A 20,311-nucleotide genomic window follows, 5' to 3' on the forward strand; every position below is an offset into this window, starting at 1 on the left:
CACCACGAGCGCCACGGGTGTCTCACGGCCCCGCCAAGATCCGGAATGTCCCCGGGGGGAACGGGCCGGGATTGTCCGCAAGTGCCTGATGAGGGTTGTCCACAGGCATCGGACGGCCTCGCCCGGATGGCGTACGGTGCGGCTCATGGCAAGTGTGCTCGTCGTCGAGGACGACCAGTTCGTACGCTCGGCGCTCATCCGGCATCTGACCGAGGCCGCGCACATCGTGCGCAGCGTCGGCACCGCCCTGGAGGCGCTGCGCGAGGTCGCCCACTTCTCCTTCGACGTCGTGATCCTCGATCTCGGACTGCCTGATCTGGACGGGTCCGAGGCGCTGAAGATGCTGCGCGGGATCACCGACGTCCCGGTGATCATCGCCACCGCGCGGGACGACGAGGCGGAGATCGTACGGCTGTTGAACGCCGGCGCGGACGACTACCTGACCAAGCCGTTCTCGGTCGAGCACCTGTCCGCGCGCATGGCCGCGGTGCTGCGCCGCTCGCGCACCACCGTGGGTGAGGCCCCCGTGCCGACGGTCATCCGGGTCGGCGGGCTCGCCATCGACCCGCTGCGCCGCCAGGCGGAACTGGACGGCGTCCGACTCGACCTCACCCGGCGCGAGTTCGACCTGCTCGCCTTCCTGGCCGGGCGTCCCGGGGTCGTCGTGCCGCGCAGGGAACTGCTCGCCGAGGTGTGGCAGCAGTCCTACGGCGACGACCAGACCATAGACGTCCATCTCTCCTGGCTGCGCCGGAAGCTGGGGGAGACGGCGGCCCGGCCGCGCTATCTGCACACCCTGCGGGGCGTCGGCGTGAAGCTGGAACCGCCGAGAGCGGAGCGGCCGCTGTGAGGTGGGCACTGGTCAAGGTGTGCGTGGCGGTGACGACGATGGTCGTCGTCGCCTTCGCGGTCCCGCTCGGTCTGGTGATCAAGGAGATGGCGCGCGACCGGGCGTTCTCGAACGCCGAGCGGCAGGCCGCCGCCATCGCGCCCGCGCTCTCCATCACCACCGACCGGGACGAGCTGGAGCGCGTCGTCGCCTCGGCCGGCTCGGACGCGCAGATGGCCGTGCACATCCCCGCCGGCGACGGCAAGCCCGCGGTGGAGATCGGCGAGCGGCGCACCGACGGCAAGGACATCGCCATGACCCGGCGACTGGGACGGGCCTCCACCGCGGAGGTGCCCGGCGGCTCCACGCTGCTCCAGCCCGTCGCGCTGAGCTCCGGCATCGCGGTCATCGAGGTGTACGTCCCCGAGGCCGAGGTCAGCAACGGTGTCGGCACGGCCTGGGCGGTCCTCGCCGCGGTCGGTGTCGCCCTGATCATCGGCTCCGTCGCGGTCGCCGACCGGCTGGGCGTGCGGATGGTGCAGCCCGCGCAGCGCCTCGCCGAGGGCGCGCACGAGCTGGGCGAGGGGAAGCTCGGCTCCCGCGTGCCCGAGGAAGGCCCGACCGAACTGCGGCAGGCCGCCGTCGCGTTCAACTCCATGGCCGACCAGGTCGTCCAACTGCTCGCCAACGAGCGGGAGCTCGCCGCCGACCTCTCGCACCGCCTGCGCACGCCGCTGACCGTGCTCCGCCTCAACGCCGCCTCCCTCGGCGACGGACCGGCCGCCGAACAGACCCGGTCCGCCGTGGAGCAGTTGGAGCGCGAGGTCGACACGATCATCAGGACGGCCCGGGAGGCCAAGCCGCAGACCGCGGCGATCGGTGCCGGTGCCGGGTGCGACGCCTCCGAGGTCGTCCGTGAACGCATGGACTTCTGGTCCGCGCTCGCCGAGGACGAGGGACGCAAGGTGCGGGTGGCCGGCGTGGACCGGCCGTGCCGCATACCCGTGGCCCGCGCCGACCTCGCCGCCGCGCTCGACGCGCTCCTCGGCAACGTCTTCCGCCACACCCCCGAGGGCACGGCCTTCGCGGTCGACGTGCACAACGCCGAGGACGCCGTGATCGTGCTGGTGTCGGACGCGGGCGCCGGGATCGTGGACCCGGAGGCGGCGATGGCCCGCGGCCGGGGTTCGGGCAACGACGGGTCGACGGGCCTCGGTCTCGACATCGTGCGACGGCTCGCGGAGTCGACGGGCGGGGACGTGCGGATCGGTTCCTCCGTGCTGGGCGGAACCGAGGTGCGCATCTGGATCCAGCTGGACGGCAGGGCCCCGGTCCGCAGTGGGCACCGGGGCAGCGTACGCCGCCGTCGACGGGCCGCCGGCGTGCGCTGACACGCCGTGGGCGTCTTCCCGTGCACCGACGCGCCGTGGGTGTCTCACCCGCGCCGAGTGCCCCGGCCGCACGAGCCGCACGAGCCGCACGGACCCGCGGCACCCGTCGGGACGGGCTCGCGCCCCGCGCCCTGTGCCCCGACGGCACGCGCCGAGCGGGGCCGCGCCTCGTGCCGACCGGACCGGCGCACCCGCTGAGGGGACTCGCGCCCCGCGCCGGGCGAGTCTGTGAGGCCTGCCAAATCGCCCACATTGGTCTCGACCTTTAACGGCTTCCGATGCCTTCCTTAAGCGGACCCTAAGATCCTCGACCGGCGTCCGGATCAACCGGTTTGACCGATTCCGGATCGCTAGCGTGATGCCCGCACTCCCTGGGACGACCCCAGCGAACCCCCGTGAATCCGCGAAGGCAGGCACACGCGATGAGCAGCACGCACCGGCGCAAGGTCAGTGGCAGGAACAAGGCGATAGGCGGCATCGTCGCGGCGGCCGTGGCCGGCGGTGGCGCCCTCGTGTTCACCGGCATCGCCAACGCGTCGAGTGTCGGGGCCGCGTACACCAGGACCAGCGAGTGGTCCACGGGGTACACCGCCCAGTACGTCGTCTCCAACGACACGGGTCAGCGGAAGCCCGACTGGAAGCTGGAGTTCGACCTGCCCTCGGGCTCCAAGCTCAGCTCCCTGTGGGACGCGACCTCGTCGGTGAGCGGACAGCACGTCACCGTGACGCCGCCGTCCTGGGACAAGGACGGTCTGGCGGCCGGCGAGTCCGTCACCGTCGGCTTCGTCGTGAACGGCACCGCGAACCCGACGGGCTGTGTCATCGACGGCACCAAGTGTTCGGTGGACGGAGCGACGCCCGAGCCGAGCGGCCGTCCGACGCAGACCGCGACCCCCACGGCCGCGCCCACCCCGACCGCGAGCGCGACGCAGAGCGCCACCCCGAAGCCGACCGCCACCGCCACCGCGACGGCCACGGCCACCCCGACCCCCACGCAGACCTCGGGCGGCGGCACCACGACGAGCGCGGGCTTCGCTCCCTACGTCGACACCTCCCTCTTCCCGGCCTTCGACCTGGTCAAGGCGGCCGACGCCACCGGCGTGAAGAACTACAACCTCGCGTTCATCACCGACGGCGGCGGCTGCACGCCGAAGTTCGGCGGTGTGAGCGACCTCGCGAACGACGCGGTGGCGGCGCAGATCGGCGCGCTGCGCGCCAAGGGCGGCGACGTCCGGGTCTCCTTCGGCGGTGCCTCCGGCACGGAGCTCGCCACCACCTGCGGCTCGGTCGACGCGCTGGCGGCGGCGTACGGCAAGGCCGTGGACGCCTTCAAGCTCACGAAGGTCGACTTCGACGTCGAGGGCGGCGCGCTGCCCAACACGGCGGCGAACACCAAGCGTGCCCAGGCCATCGCCAAGCTCCAGAAGCAGCACCCGGGCCTGGACGTCTCCCTCACCCTGCCGGTCCTGCCGCAGGGCCTCACCCAGGACGGCGTGAACCTGGTCTCCGACGCCAAGTCCAACGGCGTGAAGATCAGCGCCGTGAACATCATGGCGATGGACTACGGCCCGGCGTTCAGCGGCGACATGGGTGACCTCGCCCAGCAGGCCGCCACGGCCACGCAGGCGCAGATCAAGGGCGTCCTCGGTCTCTCCGACAGCGCCGCGTGGAAGACCGTCGCGATCACCCCGATGATCGGCGTCAACGACGTGGCCTCGGAGATCTTCAAGGTCGACGACGCCTCGCAGCTCGTCTCCTTCGCGCAGTCCAAGGGCATCGGTTGGCTCTCGATGTGGTCCGCGGCCCGGGACAAGCAGTGCGCCGGCGGTGCCAAGAACAGCGCGGACGCCACCTGTAGCTCCATCGTCCAGAGCGACGGCGCCTTCTCCAAGGCCTTCGCCGCTCTCAAGTAGCCATCGCGAAACGGGGGTCGCGCACGCCCCGGCCGGTCTTCTCCACCTGCCACCCCCCACCCGGCCGGGGCGTCGTGACGAAGCGCGAGGGGCCTGGGCCCCGTCCGGTGAACCTCCGGACGGGGCCCAGGCCCTTTCTCCCGTGCGCCGCGGACGCACCGGGACGGCGCGGACGGAACCGGGGCGCGGCACCCCCCTCGGGTGCCGCGCCCCGTGTCCCCCGTGCCCCCGTGTTCCGGGGCGGCGCCGCCTATTCGGCGGGCGCCACCGGCGCCAGCGTGCCCGTGCGGGCCGCCTTGCCGTACCAGTGGGCGCTCGACTTCGGGGTGCGGGTCTGGGTCGCGTAGTCGACGTAGACCGCGCCGAAGCGCTTCTCGTAGCCGTAGGCCCACTCGAAGTTGTCCATGAGGGACCACAGGTAGTAGCCGCGGACGTCCGCCCCGTCGGCGATCGCGCGGTGCACGGCGGACAGGTGGCCGTTCAGGTAGGCGATGCGCTCGGGGTCGTGGACGCGGCCCTCCGGGTCCGGCTTGTCGTCGTAGGCCGCGCCGTTCTCCGTGATGTACAGGGGCAGGCCCGGCGCCTCACGGGTGTACCGCATGATCAGGTCGTGCAGCCCCGTCGGGTCGATCGTCCAGCCCATCTCCGTGCGCTCGCCCGGCGTCTGGTGGAACGTGACGTCGTCCGCGCCCGGCCAGGGGGAGTGCGCGCTGGAGCCGTGGCCGTCCGCGCGCGGACCGTCCGTGGGAGCGGCGGCGGCCGAGACCAGCGTCGGGGTGTAGTAGTTGAGTCCGAGGGCGTCCAGCGGCTGGTGGATCAGCGCGAGGTCGCCGTCCTGGACGTAGGACCAGTCGGTGATCGACCGGGTCGCCGTGAACAGGGTCGCCGGGTAGGCGCCGTGCAGCATCGGGCCGTGGAAGACGCCGTTGGCCAGGTCGTCGATGCGCCGGGCCGCGTCCAGGTCCGCCGGGTCCTGGGTGAGGGGCCGGACCGGGCAGGAGTTGAGGCTCACCGCGACCGAGTTGCGGGACGGCATCGCGGAACGCAGCGCCGAGGTGCCGAGTCCGTGCGCGAGGTTCAGGTGGTGGGCCGCGCGCAGCGCCGCCGCCGGGTCCGTCCGGCCGGGGGCGTGCACCCCGGAGCCGTAGCCCAGGAAGGCGCTGCACCAGGGCTCGTTCAGGGTGATCCACTGCTCGACGCGGTCACCCAGCGCCTCGCCCACGATCTGCGCGTACTCGGCGAAGCGCAGCGCCGTCTCGCGCTCGGGCCAGCCGCCCGCGTCCTCCAGCTCCTGCGGCAGGTCCCAGTGGTAGAGGGTGATCGCCGGCTTGATGCCCTTCGACAGCAGCTCGTCGACCAGACGCCGGTAGAAGTCCAGGCCGCGCTGGACGGCGGGGCCCCGGCCGGTGGGCTGCACCCGCGACCAGGAGACGGAGAAGCGGTACGCGCCGAGGCCGAGGTCCGCCATCAGGGCCACGTCGTCGCGGTAGCGGTGGTAGTGGTCGACAGCGATGTCACCGTGCTCGCCGCCGGCCGTCTTGCCCGGCGTATGGCTGAAGGTGTCCCAGATCGACGGCGTGCGGCCGCCCTCCCGCACCGCGCCCTCGATCTGGTAGGCGGAGGTGGCCGCACCCCAGAGGAAGGCCGGAGGGAAAGTCACGGGTGTGGTGGACTCAGGCATGGAAGCGCTCCCAAGGGGGTCGTGAAGACCGACGAGTTGGATGTGGGGAGGAAAGGCGGGACTGGGGGCCGGGGCTGCGGTGGCCCGACCCCCTCCGTGAGGGGCGGTCAGCCCTTGATCGCGCCCTGCATGATCCCGCCCACGATCTGCTTGCCGAACAGGAGGAAGGCGATGAGCAGCGGCAGTGTGCCGAGCAGCGCGCCCGCCATGATGACGGCCTGGTCGGGGATGTAGCCGGTGCCCAGCGAGTTGAGGGCGACCTGCACCGTCGGCTCCTGCTGGTTCAGGGCGATGATCGGCCACAGGAAGTCGTTCCAGGCCATCACGAACGTCAGCAGGCCGAGCACCGCCATCGCCGGGCGTGCCGCCGGGAAGACGACGTGCCACACCACGCGCAGGCTGTTCGCGCCGTCCACCCGCGCCGCCTCGATCAGCTCGGAGGGCAGGGCCTGCAACAGGTACTGCCGCATGAAGAACGTGCCGAAGGCGCTCACCAGGGTGGGCAGGATGACCGTCTGCAACTGGTTGGACCAGCCCAGGTCGCTCATCCACAGGTACAGCGGCACGACGGCCAGCTGCGGCGGGATCATCATCGTGCCGATGGTCAGCAGCAGGAGAAGTCCGGAGAACTTGAACCGCAGCTTGGCGAAGGCGAACCCGGCGAGGGTGGAGAACACGACCGTGCCGATCGTGATGGTGCCGGCGACGATCGTGGAGTTGACCATCGCGGTGCCGAGCCCGGCCTGGTCCCACGCGGCCTGGAGGTTCGAGAACAGGTTCGCGCCGAACCACAGCGGCGGCGGACTCTGTGCCAGTCGCTCGTTGTTGCGCGAGGCCGCGATGGCCGTCCAGACCAGCGGAGCGAGCGAGACCAGCGCGAAGACGGTCAGGACGACGTAGGTGACCGGACCCGCGTGCAGCTGCTTGCCCGCGCCGAGCACCCGGCGGCGTCCGGGGCCCCGGCCGTCCGGGGTTCCCTTCGCCTCCGCCTGGGAGGCGGTCAGTTCAGTCGTGGTCATTGGGTTTTCCTCAGCCGTCGGGTGATCAGCAGGTTGATCGCGGCGATGATCAGCAGGATCAGGAACATCGTCCACGCGATCGCCGACGCCTTGCCGAGGTTGCCGATGCCCCAGCCCTGGTCGTACATGTAGAGGCCGAGCGTCTGGTACTGGTGTGCGGAGCCGCCCTTCGAGCCGCTGACCCCGCCGAACAGGAGCGGTTCACCGAAGAGCTGGGTCGCGCCGATGGTGGACACGACCACCGTGAACAGGATCGTCGGCCGCAGCATGGGGATCGTCACGTGGCGGAACTGCTGCCAGCGGCCGGCACCGTCGAGGGCCGCCGACTCGTACAGGTCCGTGGGGATCGCCTGCATCGCCGCGAGGTAGATCAGCGCGTTGTAGCCGGTCCAGCGCCAGATCACGATCGAGGAGACGGCGAACTGGCCGCCCCAGTCGGACTCGCGCCAGTTGATCGGATCGACCCCGACGAAGTGGAGGAGCCAGTTGATCATGCCGCCGTCCCACGAGTACAGCAGCGTGAAGACCAGCGTCGCCGCCGCCACCGAGGTGGCGTACGGGGTGAGCATCACGACCCGCCACACGGTCGAGCCGCGCAGCCGGTAGTTGAGCAGGTGGGCGAGCCCGATCGCCATGAGCAGCTGCGGCACCGTGGAGATCACGCCGATGCTGAAGGTGTTCTCCAGGGCGTTCCAGAAGAACTCCGAGGACAGCAGGTTCTTGTAGTTGTCCAGACCGGCCCAGGTCTGGTGGTCCAGGCCGGAAAGCTGCACATTGTGCAGCGAGTACCAGGCCGTGTAGAGCAGCGGGAAGAGGCCGAAGGCCCCGAAGACGATGAAGAAGGGGGCGATGAATGCGTACGGGGACGCCTTCATGTCCCAGCGGTACAGCCGGCTGCGCCAGGAACCCGGGCCGGACGCCGACGTACCGCGACCCTGAGCGCCCCGGGCCGCGCCCGGCTGTGAGCCGGGCGCGGCGTCGGCGCTCGTCGCGGGTTGCGCGAGAGCCTGCTTGGGGCTGGTCACTGGCCGAGCACGTCCTTGATCTCAGCCTTTGCAGCGTTCCACCCCTGGTCGGGGGTCTTGCCCTTCTGCTCGACCTGGAGGATGCCCACGTCGGTCAGCGCGGTGTTGATCGGCTGGTCCTTGACGCCGAAGTACTGGACCGGGATGGTCTTCGCCGAGTCGCCGAAGATCTGCGTGATCGGCGCGTCGGAGAAGTACGTCGTGGTGTCGGCGGCCGGCTTCAGGCTCGCGTACGCCGACGGGGTCGACGGGAAGCTCGCCTGCTTGGCGAAGACCTTCGCCTGCTGCTCGGGCGCGGTCAGCCACTTGGCCAGCGCGACGGCCTCCTTCTGGTGCTTGCCCGCCGTCGGCACGCCGATGAACGAACCGCCCCAGTTGGCCGCGGTCGGCGCGGCCGCCACGTCCCACTTGCCCTTGCCCGAGTCGCCGGACTTCTGCTCGATGTAGCCGATCATCCAGGCGGGGCAGGCCACGGTCGCGAACGAGGCCTTGGCGAAGCCCTGGTCCCACGTCGGGTCGAACTGCTTCAGCTTCGCCGACATGTCACTGGTGGCCACGTCCATCGCGGCGCTCCAGGCCTGCTTCACGCCCTTGGACTTGTCCCAGATGACGTTGCCGTCCTTGTCGTAGTACCGCTCGCTGCCGCCGCCGAGGGCCGCGTTGTACACCGAGGAGGCGGAGTCCACGAACTTGGTGCCGCTGGGCGCCTTCTTCATGTAGTCCTTGCCGACGGCGACGTACTTGGACCAGTCGCCCTTCCACTGCGCGGCGAGCTTGGTGCGGTCCGTCTCCAGACCGGCCTTCGCGAACAGGTCCTTGCGGTAACAGATCGCCATGGGACCGATGTCGGTGCCGAGCCCGATCGTCTTGCCGTCCTTGGTGGTGGCCTGGGAGGTCTTCCAGTCCAGCCACTGCGACTTGTCGACCTCCTTGCCGAGGTCGACGAACTTGTCGGCCTGGGTCTGGACGGCCTCGGCGACGTTGCCGACCTCGATCGCCTGGATGTCGTCGGTGCCGGAGCCGGCCTGCAGGCGGGTGAGCGTCTTGGGCCAGTAGACGTCGGTACGAGTGGTGACGTTCTCCTTGATCGAGATGTTCGGGTGCAGCTTCATGTACTCGTCGTAGAGTCCGGCTTCCTTGTAGCCGAACACGCCGAACGTGCCGATGGTCAGCTGCGTCTTGCCGCTGCCTCCGCCGTCGGAGTCCGACGTGCCGTCGTTCGAGTCCTTGGAGCAGCCGGCCAGCAGCCCTGCGGTCATCGCTGCGACGGCCGCTGCGGCCGCCAGTCTGCGGGACCGGCGGGTACTCGTACGCATTGCGTCCTCCTGTTGCCTGACGTGCCGACCCCCCGGCCAACTGCATTGGTGGCGCCCGTTGTTTCTCGCTGCGGCTCGGGCGGGGAACGTGCGGGTTGTGTATGTGTCAGGTACTGTGGGAGCGCTCCCATCAGTGATGTGTTGAAGAGTCGCCGGTTCGGGCGGGGGTGTCAAGGGCGGGGGACCGGAGAGATGCGTTCAGTTATCGGCCCGTTAGCTGAAGATGTCATTCCGCCACATGGCCGGAAGCGTCTCATGGCCCGTCCGGCGCCCGGAGGGGAGCGGTCGGCGCGGTGACGGCCACCGGGCTGCGGCCCGGTGGCGCGAATCTCGCCGGACGGGGCTGTTAGATTCCAGGCCAGCTTGGTGTCAACGGGAGGCGGGAGCCATGGCAGTCCACGGAGCGCGGAGCCGCAGCGGTGGGCGGCCGACCCTCGAAGAGGTGGCCGCGCGCGCGGGAGTGGGCCGCGGCACGGTCTCCCGGGTGATCAACGGATCCCCGCGGGTCAGTGACGCGACCCGGGCCGCGGTCGAGGCCGCGGTCGCGGAGCTCGGATATGTTCCGAACACGGCGGCCCGCGCCCTCGCGGCCAACCGCACGGACGCGATCGCCCTCGTCGTCCCCGAGCCGGAGACGCGTTTCTTCGCGGAACCGTACTTCTCGGACATGCTGCGCGGTGTCGGCGCGGAACTCTCCGAGACCGAGATGCAGTTGCTGCTGATATTCGCGGGCAGCGACCGGGAGCGGCAGCGCCTGGCCCAGTACCTGGCGGCGCACCGCGTCGACGGTGTCCTGCTGGTCTCGGTGCACGCCGACGACCCGCTCCCCGACCTGCTCTCCCAGCTGGAGATCCCGGCCGTGATCAGCGGTCGGCGCTCGGCGGAGGAGACGCTTCCGTCGGTGGACTCCGACAACTACGGCGGCGGGCGCGCGGCCGTGGAACACCTCGTCTCGCGCGGCCGCAGCAGAATCGGCCACCTCGCGGGCCGGATGGACGTCTACGGCGCCCAGAGACGCGTCGACGGCTACCGCCAGGGCCTGCGGGACGCGGGCCGGGAGGTGGACGACCGGCTGATCGTCCCCGGCGACTTCACCGAGGAAGGGGGGCGGCGTGCCATGTCCCTGCTGCTGGAGCGCTTCCCCGACCTCGACGCGGTCTTCGCCGGCTCCGACGTCATGGCGGCGGGCGCCCGCCAGGTGCTGCGCGAGAGCGGCCGGCGCATCCCGGACGACGTGGCGCTCATCGGCTACGACGACTCCGCCATAGCCCGGCACATGGACCCGCCCCTGACCAGCGTCCGCCAGCCCATCGAGGAGATGGGCCGGGCCATGATCGACCTCCTCCTGGGCGAGATCGCGGACCGCCGTCCCGCGGCCTCCCGGGGACTGGAGAAGCGGCAGCTGGTGCTGCCCGCGGAACTGGTGGTGCGGGCCTCGTCCTGAGCCCCCGCCCTCGCCGGGCGGGCGACCGTTCCCCCGGGTCTGCTGCCCCTGCGGGTCCGCTGCCCTCGCGGGTCCGCTGCTGTCCTCGCCGGGCGGGCGACCGTTCCCCTCCGGGGCTGCCGTCTCCGGGGCCCGCTGCCCCTGCGGGTCCGCCGTCCTCGTCCGGGTGGGCTGCCGTTCTCAGGCGGTCCGTCGGCCGTCCTCCGCCGGGCGGGATGCCGTCTTCGGCGGCTTCGGCCGCCGTCCTTGCCATATCCGCTGCCGTCCTCGCCGGATCCGCAGCCGCTCTCGTCGGCGGGGCTGCCGTGTGCCGGAGGGTCCGTCGGTGTTCCCGGCCGGACGGTGGTCGTCTTCGTCCGGCGGGCGGGGCGGTCCGGTCCCGTGGTCCGGGGCCGGTGGGGTCAGCGCCGTACCGTCAGCTCCCAGCGGACCTCGCCGTCCTGGAGCTCGCCGGTCGCGGTGAGTCCCGCCGCCGCGGCGACGGCTGCGGACGCGTGGTGACCGGGGTGCACATGGGCCACGACCGTGCGGACCGGGAACACCCGGACCACGTGCCGCACCAGCGACCTCGCCGCCTCCGTCGCGTATCCCCGGCCCTGCCAGGGCGTGCCCACCACCCAGGCGACCTCCGCGGTCTCTCCCGAGACGGTCGCCTGGACCGTCCCCACCAGGCATCCGAGGGCGCGCTCCCGCAGGACCCAGTTGCGCCAGAGGACGGCGGGATCCGGCGAGCCCGCGACGAGGCGCTCGTACCGGGCCCGCAGCGCCCGTGGGGTGTCCGGCACCCCGCCGGTGAACGCGTGCAGCGCCGGATCGGACAGCGCCCCGGCCATCTCCTCGGCATGCTCGACCCGCAGCGGGAGGAGGTCGAGCCGGGCGGTGGAGGCCGTGGGCCCGCCGGAGCCGGGGACCGGGGGTTCTGTGGGGTGGGACACGAGAGGAGCGTACGGGTTGCGGGACCCGGAAACGCGATCAGCCGGTGACCTGTTCAACAGGCCACCGGCTGATCGCTCAGGGTGAGTGACGGGACTTGAACCCGCGGCCACCTGGACCACAACCAGGTGCTCTACCAACTGAGCTACACCCACCATGTCCGGTCTTCGAGCTTTTCTCTGACCGGCCGAGAAAAAGTGTACAGGGTTCTGAGGGGTGCTCGCGCACACCTTTTTCCGGGGCCCACCCGGGCCCCGTCAAAGGCCTATTCGGCAGGCAGGACGTGCCTGGCCGCGATGGTGCGGGCGGTGTCCGAGTCGGGGCCGGGCTGCGGGACGAAGATCGCCTCGCGGTAGTAGCGGAGCTCGGCGATGGACTCGCGGATGTCGGCCAGGGCCCGGTGGTTGCCGTTCTTCTCCGGGCTGTTGAAGTACGCCCTGGGGTACCAGCGGCGGGCCAGCTCCTTGACGGAGGACACGTCCACGATGCGGTAGTGGAGGTAGTCCTCCAGCGTCGGCATGTCGCGCAGCAGGAAACCGCGGTCCGTCCCGACGGAGTTCCCGCAGAGCGGGGCCTTACCCGGCTCCTTGACGTGCTCACGTACATAGGAGAGGACCTGCTCCTCGGCGTCCGCCAGGGTCGTGCCCCCGGCGAGCTCCTCCAGCAGACCGGAGGCCGTGTGCATCTGGCGCACCACGTCCGGCATCGTCTCCAGGGCGGCGTCCGGCGGGCGGATCACGATGTCCACCCCTTCGCCGAGCACGTTCAGCTCAGAGTCGGTGACCAGCGCGGCCACTTCGATGAGCGCGTCATCCGACAGCGAGAGTCCGGTCATCTCGCAGTCGATCCACACCATGCGATCGTTCATGTGTCTCACCCTACGGCCCGCCCTCCTCGGCGGACCCGCCCGTGCGCCCCGCCGGGACGGCGGATCACGCCGGGGCCGGGCCCGCATGCGAAGGGGCCCGCACCCGAAGGCGCGGGCCCCACGTTCTTCCGCCGCCGGACTACGGCGCGCTGCGCTGTCCGGGCAGGCTCGGCCTGCCCGCGGCGTACAGCTCCGCCCGCTCCCGCATCGCCTCCGAGGAGAGCGACGCCGCCGCGCCCAGGGCGCCGGCCGCCGCGGTGCGGCGGGTCTGCATCGGGACCGGGCCGGAGTGCTCCTGGTGCAGCGAGGACGGTGGTCCGACCGGACCGGTCGGACCGTCCGGGTCCGGTGACCGGTCGGCCTGCGGCCTGCGGGCGCGGTACGCCGCCCGGTAGGCGGCCGGGGAGGAACCCAGCTGCCGCCGGAAGTGACCCCGCAGCGCGACCGGCGAACGGAAGCCGCAGCGGCCCGCGACCTCGTCCACCGAGTAGTCGGACGTCTCCAGGAGACGCTGCGCCTGTAGGACACGCTGAGTGATCAGCCACTGCAGGGGAGCGCTTCCGGTGAGCGAGCGGAACCGGCGGTCGAAGGTGCGGCGGCTCATGTAGGCGCGAGCCGCCAGTGTCTCGACGTCGAACTGCTCGTGGAGGTGCTCCAGCGCCCAGGCGACGACCTCCGCGAGGGGGTCGGCGCCGATCTCCTCCGGCAGCGACCGGTCGAGATAGCGCTCCTGGCCTCCGCTGCGCCGCGGCGGGACCACCAGACGCCGGGCGAGCGCGCCGGCCGCCTCGTTGCCGTGGTCCGTCCGCACGATGTGGAGACAGAGATCGATTCCGGCCGCCGTACCCGCCGATGTCAGCACGTCGCCGTCGTCCACGAAGAGCTCGCGGGGGTCGACGTGCACCGACGGGTACCGCTTGGCCAGCGTCGGTGCGTACATCCAGTGGGTGGTCGCCGGGCGACCGTCCAGTAAGCCGGCCGCCGCGAGCACGAAGGCGCCGGTGCACAGCCCGACTATGCGGGCGCCTTCCTCGTGGGCGCGGCGCAGTGCGTCGAGCGCCTCCTCCGGTGGTGGCGAGGTGATCGACCGCCAGGCGGGCACGACGACCGTGCCGGCCCTGGAGATCGCTTCCAAGCCATGTGGTGCGGTGAGTTCCAGGCCCCCTGTGGTCCGCAGCGGGCCTTCCTCGCCGGCACACACCAAAAGGCGGTAGCGCGGCACGCCGGCGTCCTGGCGGTCAATCCCGAACACCGACAGCGGAATGGAACTCTCGAAAATGGGGCCGCCGCTGAACAGCAGCACCGCGACGATCTCCTTGCGGCGTCGCCCGGACAGTTTCCGGGCCACGGTTTCCGGCGCGGCAGTGGAGTCGTGGCTCATCCTGCTAAGCCCCCCTCGGTGGTCGCGGCTCCTCGGTTGTGTCGCTCCTGCACGTTTCCCCTTGGTCCTGCACGAGTCCCCCGCCGTAAGACAAGATCGAATCTACTGTGTCCGGTGGCGCCAAGGTGACCAGTTCGGTACTCCGCAGAATGTCGACATGGCAACTTGGCGCGAAGCATTCGATCACGAAGCGTTGCACTCGTGGGCGCCACAGGGAAGTGCGCCTCGTCGCGGTGGCCAATCCACGTAGGGTGCGCGCGCCCTCCGTACCCCTTTAGGTGCAGGTCGAACGGGGGTTGGGGGGTCGTTCGAGCAAGGGATGCGCCACTGCCGGAAGTTGGCTGAAAAGAAACGTAGGTGTACGTGCAAACCGGTCAGTCGACCGGCTTGTTTCCCCCGGCGTGACGGCCGCCCCGGTGAACTCCCGTGCCGTTTTTGCCCCATGAGGTGACCCGCGGCCCCGCTCCCCTTCCGTGCCCCGCGCCTCCCGCGTCACCCGTGCTCACCGCGCCCCCCGGGGCGGTCCTTCCGTGCCGTCCGTGCCGCTGCGGAGCACACCGGCGTGCGCGCTGTCGCGGCACGCACCGCAGCTCGTCGGCCAGGGGCTCCGCCCCCCGCTCGGACCGGCGCAGCAGGACCACGCAGACCCCGGCCGCGACCGCGAGGCCCAGGGCGGTGCGGGCCGCGTCGGCGAGCGACCCCCCGTACCAGAGGAGGACCGCCGGGACCAGGACACAGCTGAAGGCCGCCCAGCGGGCCACGTCGCTCACCGTGTCCGCCGCGGTAGGCGCCGGGGGGTACGGGCCGGAGCGCGTTCCCGATCGCGATCCGGAGCACGCTCCGGGGGGCGCCGCGGAGGGCGGGGGGAGGGCGGGGCGGGTCCGGGGGACGGAGGGTGCGGAGGGGCGGGGAGTGGTGTCGGGTCCGGGCACGCGCTGCTCCCTGGTGTTCCGGTGCTCCCCGTGCTCTCCACGGCGTGTGATCTCCACGGCTCGCCTGCTCCGCGGCGGCCGCCACCCGTTCAACGCGCGTTCGACCCGCCGGTCACTGCCCGGCCGGCTGTGCGTACGGCCGGAAGGGGGTGCCCGGTTCTTGTGCGGCGACGGAGTTCCCGGTTCCGGGAGCCTGTGCAAATTCACGCCGGGCCTTGCGCAAACCGCCTGTACGGGGCAGCAACCATTGCGTTACGGGCACCCTCTCGTGCATGCTCCCTGGAATGCCGCGTAAGGCGCGCGGGATCTGGGCAGAGGAGGCGTGCCGCCGTACCCTTGGGGGTATGGGGTTGGGAAGATGTTTCCCAGACACAGCTCTGCCGTTCGTTGTCGTCCCCACCACGAGGATCCAAACGCCGAGACACCCATGGCCGGTCACGAATTCTTCGATCCCGCGGACCGCAAGCGCCCGCTCGCCGATCCCACGGCGGCCGAGCCCCTGGCGGCGGAAGAACCCCGCCATTCCTGCGATCCCGCCTTCAAGCACGGCGTCGTCGTCGGTTTCGACGGCTCGACGTCCAGCGAGCGTGCCCTCGCCTACGCGATCGGGATGGCCCACCGTTCGAGCTCGGGCCTGATCATCGTCCATGTGGCCAACCGGCTGCCCACCACGGTGTGGGCGGGCTGCGAGCCGCCGGTCTTCGTCGACGTCCCCGACCACCGCACCGAGGTGCTCGGACTCGAACTCGCCTGCGCCGAATACCTCTCCGAGGTGCCCTGGATCCTGGTCGAGCGCGGCGGCGACATCTGCCACGAACTCGAGGAAGTGGGCCGGGAGTACGAGGCGGACGCGATAGTGGTCGGCTCCACGCACGGCATCGTCGGGCGCATCTTCGGCTCGGTCGCGGGGCGGCTCGCCAAGCGCGCCAAGCGCCCCGTCATCGTCATCCCCTGACGCCCGTTCCTCCCGGAGCCCCGCCCTTCACCGGGGAAGGGGCCCGTACGGCGTCCCGTCCTCCCCGGCGGGGCGGGTCCGCGACGCCGGACGGCGTCCTCCGTGCGGTGGGTGAACCTACTGACGCGTAGAGGTGTTTGTGCCTTTGTGAAGGGCATATACGGGACGCCGGTCCTACGCGGCGACCGGTACGGCGCAGCACAACTGCACAGGCATGAAGGGAGCCCGCCGTGGACAACGACGTCTCTGCGGGAAGCACCACCACGATCGTAGGAAGACTCGCGCTCGGCGTGACCCTGCTGGCCTTCGGCCTCGGGTACACCGACCTGATCGACGGGGTGACGGCGGCCGACGCCGTGTCACTGGCCCATTATGTAGGCGGCGTTGCGCTCTTCGTCGCCGGCCTGCTCGCCCTCCGCGACCGTGACACGGCCAACGGCACGGCCTTCACGGGAATCGGCGCCCTCTGGTTCACCTGGGCCGTCTCGGCCGGCAGTCCGGTCTCCGACAACGCGGCGGGACTCTTCCTGCTGCTCTTCGCGCTCGTCGTGCTCTCGCTCGCCCTCGCGGGCGGGGACACCCTCGGCCAGGGCGCCTACGGACTGTTCTTCGTCTCCCTGCTGCTCCTGGCCGTCGGCCGCTTCGCGGACAGCGGCGGCCTGGGCAAGGCCGGCGGCTGGTTCGCCGTCGCGGCCGGCGCGGTCGCCTGGTACGCGGCGACCGCGGCCCTCGCCCACTGGCCCACCGCACTTCCGCGACGCGCCGCCGGCCGGGGGGTGACGGCCACCGGCTGACCTCGGCGCGGGCCGGGGTATTGGGCGGCTCCGGCCCCTCGAAAGAACGGTCCCCGTGCGCGGGTGGTGCGCACGGGGACCGTTCATGTCCGGCCGCCCACAAGGCACTTGCGCGGCGGCGAAGGGGCGGCGGGGTGCCGCCCGGCGGTGGCTACTCGACGGTGACCGACTTGGCGAGGTTGCGCGGCTTGTCGATGTCCCGGCCGAGCGCCAGCGCCGTGTGGTAGGCGAGGAGCTGGAGCGGGATGCCCATCAGGATCGGGTCGAGCTCGTCCTCGTTCTTCGGGACGACGATCGTCTGGTCGGCCTTCTCCTGGTGCTGGTGCGCGACGGCGAGGATCTGGCCGCTGCGGGCCTTGATCTCCTCCAGGGCGGCGCGGTTCTTCTCCAGCAGGTCGTCGTCGGGGACGATCGCCACGGTCGGGAGCGCCGGCTCGATGAGCGCCAGCGGACCGTGCTTGAGCTCCGAGGCCGGGTACGCCTCGGCGTGGATGTACGAGACCTCCTTGAGCTTCAGCGAGGCCTCACGGGCCACCGGGTAGCCCCGGACGCGGCCGATGAAGAGCATCGAGCGGGCCTCGGCGTACTGCTCGGCCAGCTTCTTGATCTCGTCCTCCTGCTCCAGGATCTCGGCGATCTGGGCGGGGAGCTTGCGCAGGCCCTCGATGATCCGCTTGCCGTCGCGGACCGACAGGTCGCGGGTGCGGCCGAGGTGCAGCGCGAGCAGCGCGAAGGCGACGGTGGTGTTGGTGAAGCACTTCGTCGAGACGACGCAGACCTCGGGGCCGGCGTGCACGTACATGCCGCCGTCCGCCTCGCGGGCGATCGCCGAGCCGACGACGTTGACCACGCCGAGCACCCGCGCGCCCTTGCGCTTGAGCTCCTGCACGGCGGCCAGGACGTCGTACGTCTCACCGGACTGGGAGACCGCGATGTAGAGGGTGTCGGGGTCGACGACCGCGTTGCGGTAGCGGAACTCGGAGGCCGGCTCGGCGTCCGCGGGGATGCGGGCCAGCTCCTCGATCATCTGGGCGCCGATCATGCCCGCGTGGTACGAGGTGCCGCAGCCGAGGATCTTCACGCGGCGCACGGCGCGCGCGTCACGGGCGTCCAGGTTCAGGCCACCGAGGTGGACCGTCGAGAACCGGTCGTCGATCCGGCCGCGCAGCACGCGGTCCACGGCCTCGACCTGCTCGTGGATCTCCTTGTGCATGTACGTGTCGTGGCCGCCCATGTCGTAGGAGGCGGCCTCCCACTCGACGGTGGTCGGCTCGGACGTCGTCCGGGTGCCCTCGGTGGTGTACGTCCGGAAGTCGTCGGCCTTGAGCGTGGCCATCTCGCCGTCGTCCAGCGTGACGATCTGGCGGGTGTGGGTGACCAGGGCGGCGATGTCCGAGGCGACGAACATCTCCTTCTCGCCGATGCCGAGCACGACGGGGGAGCCGTTGCGCGCCACCACGATGCGGTCGGGGAAGTCGGCGTGCATCACCGCGATGCCGTAGGTGCCCTCGACGACCCGCAGTGCCTCGCGGACCTTGTCCTCCAGCTTCTCGTGCTGGGAGCGGGCGACCAGGTGGGTGAGGACCTCGGTGTCGGTCTCGGAGAGGAACTCGACGCCGTCCGCCTCGAGCTTCTTGCGCAGGTCGGAGGCGTTGTCGATGATGCCGTTGTGCACGACCGCGACCTTGGAGTCGGCGGACATGTGGGGGTGCGCGTTCACGTCGGAGGGGGCGCCGTGGGTGGCCCAGCGGGTGTGGGCGATGCCCGTGGTGCCGGCGAAGCGCTTGGGGACCTTGGCCTCCAGATCGCGCACGCGGCCCTTCGCCTTGACCATCTTCAGGCCGGCCGACTTGGGGGAGGTCACGACTATGCCCGCCGAGTCGTAGCCGCGGTACTCCAGGCGCTGAAGGCCTTCGAGGAGCAGCGGGGTCACGTCACGCCTGCCGATGTATCCGACGATTCCGCACATATACGTAAAATCCCTCAGCCGTAAACGATGCGGCGCAGCTGCCTGAGCGTGAACTCCGGCGGCGCCACCGCGCGATATTTCAGGTCCGCCTCGATCCGCTCGAAGATCGACGCGTTCACCAGGCCCTGGGCCTGGAGCTCGCGGTGGCGGCGGCGGACGAACTCCTGGGCCGTCTCGTCGAAATAGGCGAGAACATCCTGGACCACCCGCAGCGCCTCACCCCGGTTCAGGGGGGTCGACCGCGTCAAATGATCAACGAGTTCGTCGTGCACCCGTTGATCCTGGGGTACGGGAGGGGCATTCGCAAGATTTCTGCCCGATATCGGGCAAGCTCTTGTTGAATCTTTCATGATGTGCTGTTTGCGGGCTGTCCATCCCGCGTCTTGCGCCGCGTCGATTGCCGAGAGCAACTTCTGGGGCCATGGACACGCCACCTTGCTTCCTTGCGAGGTCCCGGCTTTCGGGTCGGGTGCGGATGCGAGCCCCCGTGGAGCAGGGCAGGGGGATCGCCGTCAGGGTGATTCCTCGTCGCTCTCTACGGCACCGAGGGCGATCTCGAGCAGGTGCAGGATCTCGGCGTTGAGGGATCGCCGGTCGGCAGTTGCGTGAGCGGTGAGCCGGGCGTGGAGTTCTTCGGGGATGCGAAGTGTAAATTTCGACATGCCGTCACTTTAGCGGCGTTATGCCGTTATGGTGGCGGCATGGCAAGGTTCCGTATGTACCCCACGAGCGCACAGGAGCAACAGATGCTGCTGCACTGCGCGCACGCCCGGTATGTGTGGAACCTGGCGGTCGAGCAGCATGCGCACTGGCACGGGTGGCGTAGGCCAGCGCCCGGTTTCGCCGAGCAGTGTCGCCAGCTCACCGAGGCCCGGCGTGAGAACGAGTGGCTCGGTGCCGGGAACGCGGACGTGCAGCAGCAGGCTCTGAAGGACTTCGCCAAAGCCAAGAACGCCCGCTTTGCGTCTGGGTTCGGTGAGCCGACCTGGCGCAAGAAGTTCGTGCACGAGGGCTTCCGCGTCATCGGCACCGACCGCGTTCCGGAGTTCGAGGCGGACGGCTCGCCGAAGCTCAACGCAAAGACCGGAAAGCAGGTCATGGGTCGGTCCGTGGTGGTGCGCAAGATCAACGGCAGGTGGGCTCAGGTCAAGGTGCCCGGCTGCGGCTGGGTCCGCTTCCGGCTCACCCGGCCCGAACCGCCCAAGGCCAAGACTTTCCGTGTCACCCTGCGTAACGGCCAGTGGCATGTGGCGTTCGCGGTCATACCCGCACCGGTCGAGGCGCCCGGTACGGGCGAGGTCATCGGCATCGACCGGGGCGTAAAAATCACGGCCGCCCTGTCGGACGGGCGGAAGCTGAACTGCCCGCAGCTCACCGTGAGGGAACGCGCGCAGGTCCGTAAACACCAGCGACGTGCTGCTCGCGCCCCGAAGGGAAGCGAGCGGAAGGCCGCCGAGTACGCCAAGGCCGCCAGGCTCAAAGCCCGTGAAGCCGACCGGCGCAAGGACTGGTGTGAGAAGACCTCGACGATGCTGGCCCGCACCTACAGCCTGGTGCGGTTCGAGAAGCTGAACATCAAGAACATGACCCGCTCGGCCAGGGGCACCAACGGGCAGCCCGGCAAGCAGGTCAAACAGAAGGCCGGGCTGAACCGAGTCATCCTGGCCCAGGGCTGGGGCCTGCTCCGGCAGCGCACCGAACACAAGGCCCCCGGCCGGGTCGAAGATGTCCCCGCCCCCTACACCAGTCTGCGATGCAGCGCCTGTGGATGGATCGACAAGAACTCGCGCAAGAGCCAAGCCGGAGTTCGTCTGCTCCTCCTGTGGCTTCACCTGCAACGCGGACACCAACGCAGCAACCA

Annotated in this window: 18 protein-coding genes and 1 tRNA gene; 7 read left to right on the forward strand and 12 right to left on the reverse strand. The window is 70.7% G+C overall.

What is annotated here, in order from left to right; genetic code table 11:
- Positions 1 to 145 precede the first annotated feature (145 nt).
- From CW362_RS33300 to CW362_RS33310, 3 genes are all read left to right on the forward strand, one after another.
- Positions 146 to 850 (forward strand): response regulator transcription factor, encoded by a 705-nt coding sequence (locus CW362_RS33300; protein WP_103553336.1) that lies wholly within the window; start codon positions 146 to 148, stop codon positions 848 to 850.
- Positions 847 to 2,220, forward strand: a complete 1,374-nt coding sequence (locus tag CW362_RS33305; RefSeq protein WP_103553337.1) for a HAMP domain-containing sensor histidine kinase — start codon at positions 847 to 849, stop codon at positions 2,218 to 2,220. The genes CW362_RS33300 and CW362_RS33305 overlap by 4 nt, the downstream gene beginning before the upstream one ends.
- A 422-nt stretch (positions 2,221 to 2,642) precedes the next feature.
- The gene (locus CW362_RS33310; protein ID WP_103553338.1) at positions 2,643 to 4,133 is read left to right on the forward strand and encodes a glycoside hydrolase family 18 protein; all 1,491 of its coding nucleotides are present in this window, start codon (positions 2,643 to 2,645) and stop codon (positions 4,131 to 4,133) included.
- Positions 4,134 to 4,383: 250 nt separating this feature from the next.
- Here the strand turns inward: CW362_RS33310 and CW362_RS33315 are convergent, their stop codons facing one another.
- From CW362_RS33315 to CW362_RS33330, 4 genes are all read right to left on the reverse strand, one after another.
- Positions 4,384 to 5,814 (reverse strand): GH1 family beta-glucosidase, encoded by a 1,431-nt coding sequence (locus tag CW362_RS33315; protein ID WP_103553339.1) that lies wholly within the window; start codon positions 5,812 to 5,814, stop codon positions 4,384 to 4,386.
- Between the two features lie 107 nt (positions 5,815 to 5,921).
- Positions 5,922 to 6,833, reverse strand: a complete 912-nt coding sequence (locus CW362_RS33320; protein ID WP_103553340.1) for a carbohydrate ABC transporter permease — start codon at positions 6,831 to 6,833, stop codon at positions 5,922 to 5,924.
- A complete protein-coding gene (locus CW362_RS33325) occupies positions 6,830 to 7,858 on the reverse strand; it encodes a carbohydrate ABC transporter permease (protein ID WP_103553341.1) in 1,029 nt (342 codons plus the stop codon). Before CW362_RS33325 ends, CW362_RS33320 begins: the two co-directional genes overlap by 4 nt.
- Entirely contained in the window at positions 7,855 to 9,174 is a 1,320-nt protein-coding gene (locus CW362_RS33330; RefSeq protein ID WP_103553342.1) for an ABC transporter substrate-binding protein, read from the reverse strand. The genes CW362_RS33325 and CW362_RS33330 overlap by 4 nt, the downstream gene beginning before the upstream one ends.
- 388 nt (positions 9,175 to 9,562) lie before the next feature.
- On the opposite strand from CW362_RS33330, the gene CW362_RS33335 reads away from it, so the two are divergent.
- Positions 9,563 to 10,618: a LacI family DNA-binding transcriptional regulator gene (locus tag CW362_RS33335; RefSeq protein ID WP_103553343.1), complete on the forward strand. Its 1,056-nt coding sequence runs from the start codon at positions 9,563 to 9,565 to the stop codon at positions 10,616 to 10,618.
- 401 nt (positions 10,619 to 11,019) lie between these two features.
- Here the strand turns inward: CW362_RS33335 and CW362_RS33340 are convergent, their stop codons facing one another.
- From CW362_RS33340 to CW362_RS33360, 5 genes are all read right to left on the reverse strand, one after another.
- Positions 11,020 to 11,553: a GNAT family N-acetyltransferase gene (locus tag CW362_RS33340; protein WP_103553344.1), complete on the reverse strand. Its 534-nt coding sequence runs from the start codon at positions 11,551 to 11,553 to the stop codon at positions 11,020 to 11,022.
- Positions 11,554 to 11,633: 80 nt separating this feature from the next.
- Positions 11,634 to 11,706 (reverse strand) — tRNA-His (locus CW362_RS33345).
- Between the two features lie 110 nt (positions 11,707 to 11,816).
- Positions 11,817 to 12,419 carry an oligoribonuclease gene (orn, locus tag CW362_RS33350; protein ID WP_103553345.1) on the reverse strand — a complete coding sequence of 201 codons (603 nt, stop codon included), beginning with the start codon at positions 12,417 to 12,419 and terminating at the stop codon, positions 11,817 to 11,819.
- A gap of 139 nt (positions 12,420 to 12,558) precedes the next feature.
- Entirely contained in the window at positions 12,559 to 13,800 is a 1,242-nt protein-coding gene (locus CW362_RS33355; protein WP_103553346.1) for a helix-turn-helix domain-containing protein, read from the reverse strand.
- A 374-nt stretch (positions 13,801 to 14,174) separates the two neighbouring features.
- Positions 14,175 to 14,570 carry a hypothetical protein gene (locus CW362_RS33360; RefSeq protein ID WP_103553347.1) on the reverse strand — a complete coding sequence of 132 codons (396 nt, stop codon included), beginning with the start codon at positions 14,568 to 14,570 and terminating at the stop codon, positions 14,175 to 14,177.
- 589 nt (positions 14,571 to 15,159) lie between these two features.
- On the opposite strand from CW362_RS33360, the gene CW362_RS33365 reads away from it, so the two are divergent.
- Together CW362_RS33365 and CW362_RS33370 are read left to right on the forward strand one after the other, a co-directional pair.
- A complete protein-coding gene (locus tag CW362_RS33365) occupies positions 15,160 to 15,687 on the forward strand; it encodes a universal stress protein (protein WP_103553348.1) in 528 nt (175 codons plus the stop codon).
- A gap of 230 nt (positions 15,688 to 15,917) precedes the next feature.
- Positions 15,918 to 16,481: a GPR1/FUN34/YaaH family transporter gene (locus CW362_RS33370; RefSeq protein ID WP_103553349.1), complete on the forward strand. Its 564-nt coding sequence runs from the start codon at positions 15,918 to 15,920 to the stop codon at positions 16,479 to 16,481.
- A gap of 151 nt (positions 16,482 to 16,632) precedes the next feature.
- On the opposite strand, the gene glmS is transcribed toward CW362_RS33370, so the two are convergent.
- The 3 genes from glmS to CW362_RS33385 all read right to left on the reverse strand — a co-directional run bounded on the left by glmS (position 16,633) and on the right by CW362_RS33385 (position 19,112).
- Complete coding sequence (glmS, locus tag CW362_RS33375; protein WP_103553350.1) at positions 16,633 to 18,450, reverse strand: glutamine--fructose-6-phosphate transaminase (isomerizing); 1,818 nt, start codon at positions 18,448 to 18,450, stop codon at positions 16,633 to 16,635.
- A gap of 14 nt (positions 18,451 to 18,464) precedes the next feature.
- Complete coding sequence (locus CW362_RS33380) at positions 18,465 to 18,722, reverse strand: hypothetical protein (RefSeq protein WP_103553351.1); 258 nt, start codon at positions 18,720 to 18,722, stop codon at positions 18,465 to 18,467.
- 240 nt (positions 18,723 to 18,962) lie between these two features.
- A complete protein-coding gene (locus CW362_RS33385; protein ID WP_103553352.1) occupies positions 18,963 to 19,112 on the reverse strand; it encodes a toxin-antitoxin system HicB family antitoxin in 150 nt (49 codons plus the stop codon).
- Between the two features lie 84 nt (positions 19,113 to 19,196).
- Here CW362_RS33385 and CW362_RS33390 point away from each other — a divergent pair.
- Positions 19,197 to 20,311, forward strand: a 1,115-nt coding sequence (locus CW362_RS33390; RefSeq protein ID WP_240658159.1) for an RNA-guided endonuclease InsQ/TnpB family protein, incomplete at its 3' end; no start/stop codon positions are given.

The sequence above is a fragment of the Streptomyces populi genome (assembly GCF_002911015.1).
GTDB classification, from domain to species: domain Bacteria; phylum Actinomycetota; class Actinomycetes; order Streptomycetales; family Streptomycetaceae; genus Streptomyces; species Streptomyces populi.